Genomic DNA, 5,318 nt, shown 5'->3' with positions numbered 1-5,318 from the left:
TGGATGGCCTCTTCCGTGTTGCGCCCGATGGCAGTATGAGGGTCGATCAAGTCGATGGCGCCCAGCTTCGTGGCGTGCGAGAACAGCGCAGAAGCCGACGTTTCCACGCCCGGCGCGATGACGCCGCCGATGAAGCGCCCGTCCGCGTCGACGACTTCCATGTTGGTGGCCGTGCCGAAATCCACCACGATCACGGGGGCGCCGTACAGCGCCTTCGCGGCCACGGCGTCGGCCACGCGGTCGGCCCCGATTTCATGAGGGTTGGGATAGTCGGCCTCGAACAGCGCGCCCGCCGTCTCCGCCGAGCACACGAGCGCGTCCTTCCCGATCATGCGATACGCGGCCGCGCACCATGCCATGGTGAGCGCGGGCACCACCGAGGCCAGCGCCACGCCGCGAACATCATCGAGCTTCAAGCCCTCGGACGCCAGCAACGGCACCAGTTTCACACGGAGCTCGTCGGAGGTATGGCTTTTGTTCGTGGCCACACGCCACCGATATTGCAGGCTCCCGTCCTGGTAGATCCCCACTACGGTTTGCGTATTTCCCACGTCGATGGCAAGTAACATGTTCCTGACAGTCTCCCTCGGTCGCACCCCGAATGCTTATAGTTGCTCTCGACATTATAACAACCCGCCCACGCGCATCTGTCAGGCACCGGCAACGGGAGTCCATCTGATAGAAAGGCAACACATGAACGACACCCCGCATCGCATTCTCGTTGTTGACGACGAGCCCTCCATTACCGAATTCGTCAGTTACGCCCTCAAGAAGGAGGGGTTCTTCACCGACGTGGTGGACAACGGCGAAGACGCGCTGGCGTTGGCCACGAAGAACTCGTACGATCTGTTCGTGCTCGACATCATGCTGCCCGGCATGGACGGCTACGAGCTGTGCCGCCGCCTGCGCTCGAAGACGACCGTACCCGTGTTGTTCCTGTCGGCTCGCGACACCGAGCTGGACAAGGTGGTGGGCCTGGAAATCGGCGGCGATGACTACTTGGCGAAGCCCTTCGGCGTGCGAGAGCTCATCGCACGCGTCCGCGCCCTGCTGCGCCGCGGATCGGGCGGCGACTTCCCCGGCGCTAACCACGCCGTCACCGCCAGCGGTATCACGCTTGACGAGGACGCCCACACGGCGTCGGGCGCGAACGGCGAGATCGACCTCACACCGCGCGAGTTCGAGTTGCTTGCCAGCCTCATGAAGAACGCCGGCAAGGTGGTTTCGCGCGAAGATCTGCTGCGCGACGCCTGGGGTTGGGAATACTTGACGGAAACCAAGACCGTCGACACCCACATCAAGCGTCTGCGTGATAAGATTGAGTCCGCCGGGTACGATCCCGGCTTGGTGGAAACGGTTCGCGGCTACGGATACAGGTTCAAGCAATAAAAAGACTGCAAACATACTTCTCGCTGCTGGCAACGCTGCTTTCGCTTCTCGCCGGCGCGGTTCTGGTTCTGATTTGCTTCCTCGCCTTCGACACTCCGTCGAAGGCGTTTTTGCTGCTTGCTCCCGTCGGTCTTGTGGTGTTCACGTTCAGCCTTATTATCGGACATTTCATATCTGAACCGCTACGCCTCTTGGCAAAGAAAACCGCCGCCTATCGCACGGGAACCGATGTGCCGTTCGAACCCGACGGCCGCCTGTACGAGGCCGACCAACTGTCGGCCGATTTCAAGGCGCTCGTGCAGACCACGAAGTCGCAGCAGCACGACCTGGTGCTGAAGGAGCGCCGCCAAGCAGCATTCATCAGCGATGTGGCGCACGAGCTGCGCACCCCGCTCACTGCCATCCGCGGCAACGCCGAGATGCTGGAAGATCCGGATCTACCGCCCGAGCTGCACGAGAAGTTCTGCTCGATCATCATCGCCGAAAGCGAGCGCCTGAGCCGTCTTACCCACGACTTGCTGACGCTGCAGCGCATCGACGACAACGCCATGCCCATGGAGCTATCGCGCGTGAACCTGCGCGAGCTGGCCACCGGCGTGCTCGACGCCCTGGAGCCCATTCTGCGCGACCGCCATGCGAACACCGAGATCGTCGGCGAGGCGCCCGACGTGCTGGGCGACCCCGATCGCCTCAAGCAGGCCGTGACGAACCTCGTGGAGAACGCGAGCCGCTTCATCGAACCGGACGGCCACATCACCATCGAGCTGTTCGGCCTGAAGGGCAACTCCATCCTGGCCGTGAAGGACGACGGCACCGGGTTCGGCGACATCGACCCCCAGCTGCTGTTCGACCGCTTCTACCGCACCGATGCGTCACGAAGCCGAGGCACGGGCGGCACGGGGCTGGGGCTGGCCATCGTGAAATCGGTGGTGGAATCGCACGATGGCACGGTGGAAGCCATCAACCTGCCTGATGGAGGGGCGTGCTTCATCATCGCGCTACCGTCCACCCTGCCCGGCGAACGCTAGCATCCTCAAACACGCAAATCCGGGATCGCCCGATCGCGATCCCGGATTTGATAGCGAGCGCGCATGCCGCTCGCGACTCTGAAAGCCAACGCCTAGTGCGCGGCGGTATGCGCATGACCCTTCCCGCCGCGGAACAGCACGAACGCCAGCACGGCAACCACCACGACGCTGGTGCCGATGGCGCACACCGCCTGCAGATGGATCATCGGGATACCCACCAGCATGCCGATGATGTACGGGACGAGCCACGCAAGCCACACGAACGTGCTGAACGTGTGGAATCGATGCATCCCCCGCTCGTTATGACGCACGTACGTGACCGTGGCCCAAACGGCATGCACGAGCATCAGCACGATAGCAAGCAGACCGGTGACCGCGTGGATCCCGAATCCTCCTGCGGACGATTGCTGCGCGATGTTCGACATGATCATCGTGCCGGTGGTATCGCACACGAGGCCGCCCCAAAACAGCAGCACATGGCGCAGCGACAACGTTCCCGAACGACGCTCCCCGAACACTCCGAAGGTGTACAGAACCAGCGCGCAGGTGATGGCGACACTCGCCACGATCAATTCGATGCTCATCGTTGCGCTCCTTTCTTCTTTGCTAATATGAACTAAGTTCATTAATGAACAACGTTCATATTAGAGAGGCCTGCGCTCGGAGGCAATGACGGACGAAAATCAACCACCATTTCTTCACGAGCTACGCATGAGTCTTCCTCTACAATGAGGGAAACGACCGGATCCCGAGCTTCCGCACGCGGGAGGTGCGCATGGGCAACAAACCCGTCATCAGCAAACAGCAGATCCTCGACACCGCCTTCGCGATTGCCAGCGAATCGGGTCTTTCCGGGCTGAGCATCCGCGAGGTCGCGCGCGCATGCAATGTAGCCGTGGGCACCGTGTACAACTCCTACCCCACCAAATACGACCTGGTCAACGACGTGGTAGGACGATTCTGGAACGAAGCGCTGGCCGACAGCATGCCCGGAGCCATTGCCGGCGATGACTTCATCGGCTTCTGCGAGGGGCTTGCGCTCCAGCTGTCGGGAGCGCTGGCGAGGTTCCGCGACGACTGGCTGACGGAAGTCGCCGCGCTCGACGCGAAGGGCTTGGCATCGGCGCGCAAGCGCGAGGAGGCGTGCTTCGCGCACATCCGCCGCGGCCTCGTGGTGGCGCTCGAACGCGATCCGAACGTGGCGCACGACCGCCTGCTGGGAGCGCTGGCCCCCGAACCGCTGTGCGCGTTCGTCTGGGGCAGCATGCTTTCGTCCATCAAGCGAGGCGACCCTCGATGCGAAACCCTGTTCGCCCTGTTGCGCCGCACGCTGTACGAGCCCCCATTCGCATGAGATAATGCAACAATACGAAAGGAGGCCAACATGCTCGATATAGCCACCATCTCCGAAAGCGTGAACAATGCCGCGCATGAATTTCCGATCAAAAGGGTCGACCTTTTCGGATCGTATGCGGAAGAACGTCAGACCGAAAAAAGCGACGTCGATCTATTAATCGAATTCACCTCGATAGCCGTTTCGCTCCTCCTGCTTGCATCGCTGCGCGATCGGCTGGAGAAGGATCTTGGCACATCGGTCGACATCGTGCATGCGCCCATTCCCGATGGCTCTATATTGGATGTGGGAAAAACGGTAACGCTCTATGAACAATAGAGATCGAACCGTCGTCGGCAAAGTGCTCGACGAAATAGCCATCGCCGAATCGCTCATGCAGAACGAGGATCTCGCTTCATTCCTCGAAGATGAGAAGCTCAAGCGTGCCGTATGCATGACGGTTATCAACATAGGGGAACTCGTTAAAAATCTTACCGAGAGCTTTCGCCTTATACACGCCCAGGTGCCCTGGAAAGCCATTGCCGGCTTTCGCGACATAGCTGCGCACAAGTATCAAACGTTGCGCATGGAAGACGTATACGCAACCGTCTCGGACGACTTTCCGTCGCTTCGCACGATGCTAGAAGCCATACTGGAAAACGAATAGCGATCACATTCAGTCCCCTGCCATCCCGGGAAAAGGACGACAGGGGACCACTTTCGCTACAATGGGAGGCTAACGGGTCGTTTAGAGAGCTGCGAGCACGGGGAGCACTTTCTCCAGGTCGGCTACGAGGCCGAGGTCGCAGTGCTTCATGATCGGAGCGTTCTTGTCCTTGTTGACGGCCACCACGAACTGCGATTCCGCCATGCCCACGGTGTGCTGCACCTGGCCCGACACGCCGAGGCCGATGTACACGTCGGGCTTCACGACGGCACCCGAAACGCCCAGGTAGCGACCGTGCGCCATCCAACCCTCGCCCTCGGCGATGGGGCGCGTGCAAGCCGTCTCGCCGCCGATGCGCGCCGCGTACTCCTGCGCCTTGCCTAGGTTCTGCTTGTTCTGGATGCCGCGGCCCACGCACACCACGACCTTCGCGGAGCCGAGGTCGACCACCTCCTCCTGCTTCTCCTGGCGCCCGACCAGCTTGATGGGACCGGGCTCGATCGACGCCGCCGCGCGCTCCACCGTGCCGGCAGCCGGCGCTTCGTCGATCTCGAACACGCCGGAGCCCACGAGCACGATCGCCATCCCCCGCGCATGCTCGACGCGCTCGGCCGCACCGCCGTACGCCATGTGCGCCGCCTCGACGCCCTCGTCGTCAAGCTTCACGCGCGACGCGTCGGTGACCACCGGCACGCCCAGACGCACGGCAAGGCGGCCCGCCACGCACTGCGTGCGCTTCGACATGCGCGCCAGGATCAACGTCGGCTGCTCGGCTTGGACGACCTCCTGGAACGCGGGAACGCAGTCCTCGTACAGCGCACCCTCGGGAACGGCGCCGACGTGCATCACGCGCGCACCCCACGCCGCGATGCGCTGCGCGTCGGCCTCGTCGCCGGCCCAC

General features: G+C 62.3%; 8 protein-coding genes. 5 read left to right on the top strand and 3 right to left on the bottom strand.

Annotated elements, in window-relative coordinates; all coding sequences use genetic code 11:
* The coding region (locus tag ACMO6A_RS12135) for a type III pantothenate kinase (protein WP_418471330.1) at nucleotides 1-569 on the bottom strand (569 nt) is incomplete at its 3' end.
* Between the two features lie 124 nt (nucleotides 570-693).
* Between ACMO6A_RS12135 and ACMO6A_RS12130 the strand changes: the two genes are divergently transcribed.
* Both ACMO6A_RS12130 and ACMO6A_RS12125 read left to right on the top strand, forming a co-directional pair.
* Nucleotides 694-1,389 carry a response regulator transcription factor gene (locus tag ACMO6A_RS12130; protein WP_009305225.1) on the top strand — a complete coding sequence of 232 codons (696 nt, stop codon included), beginning with the start codon at nucleotides 694-696 and terminating at the stop codon, nucleotides 1,387-1,389.
* A gap of 110 nt (nucleotides 1,390-1,499) precedes the next feature.
* Nucleotides 1,500-2,417, top strand: coding sequence for a sensor histidine kinase (locus tag ACMO6A_RS12125; protein WP_418471328.1), 918 nt, complete (start codon nucleotides 1,500-1,502; stop codon nucleotides 2,415-2,417).
* 92 nt (nucleotides 2,418-2,509) lie between these two features.
* Here the strand turns inward: ACMO6A_RS12125 and ACMO6A_RS12120 are convergent, their stop codons facing one another.
* Nucleotides 2,510-3,001 (bottom strand): HsmA family protein, encoded by a 492-nt coding sequence (locus ACMO6A_RS12120; protein WP_009305227.1) that lies wholly within the window; start codon nucleotides 2,999-3,001, stop codon nucleotides 2,510-2,512.
* Between the two features lie 191 nt (nucleotides 3,002-3,192).
* On the opposite strand from ACMO6A_RS12120, the gene ACMO6A_RS12115 reads away from it, so the two are divergent.
* From ACMO6A_RS12115 to ACMO6A_RS12105, 3 genes are read left to right on the top strand one after another with little or no spacing between them, the layout of a single operon-like run.
* Nucleotides 3,193-3,771 (top strand): TetR/AcrR family transcriptional regulator, encoded by a 579-nt coding sequence (locus tag ACMO6A_RS12115; RefSeq protein WP_114516493.1) that lies wholly within the window; start codon nucleotides 3,193-3,195, stop codon nucleotides 3,769-3,771.
* A 30-nt stretch (nucleotides 3,772-3,801) separates the two neighbouring features.
* Nucleotides 3,802-4,089, top strand: a complete 288-nt coding sequence (locus ACMO6A_RS12110) for a nucleotidyltransferase family protein (RefSeq protein WP_009305229.1) — start codon at nucleotides 3,802-3,804, stop codon at nucleotides 4,087-4,089.
* Complete coding sequence (locus tag ACMO6A_RS12105) at nucleotides 4,079-4,417, top strand: DUF86 domain-containing protein (protein WP_009305231.1); 339 nt, start codon at nucleotides 4,079-4,081, stop codon at nucleotides 4,415-4,417. Before ACMO6A_RS12110 ends, ACMO6A_RS12105 begins: the two co-directional genes overlap by 11 nt.
* Nucleotides 4,418-4,498: 81 nt before the next feature.
* Here ACMO6A_RS12105 and ACMO6A_RS12100 read toward each other — a convergent pair.
* On the bottom strand, nucleotides 4,499-5,318 hold an 820-nt coding region (locus tag ACMO6A_RS12100), incomplete at its 5' end, for an electron transfer flavoprotein subunit alpha/FixB family protein (protein ID WP_418471327.1).

This window comes from Eggerthella sp., from assembly GCF_048329335.1.
Classification (GTDB): domain Bacteria; phylum Actinomycetota; class Coriobacteriia; order Coriobacteriales; family Eggerthellaceae; genus Eggerthella; species Eggerthella lenta.
The sequence above is the reverse complement of the archived record's forward strand: the minus strand, read 5'-3'. Positions and strand labels throughout refer to the sequence as shown.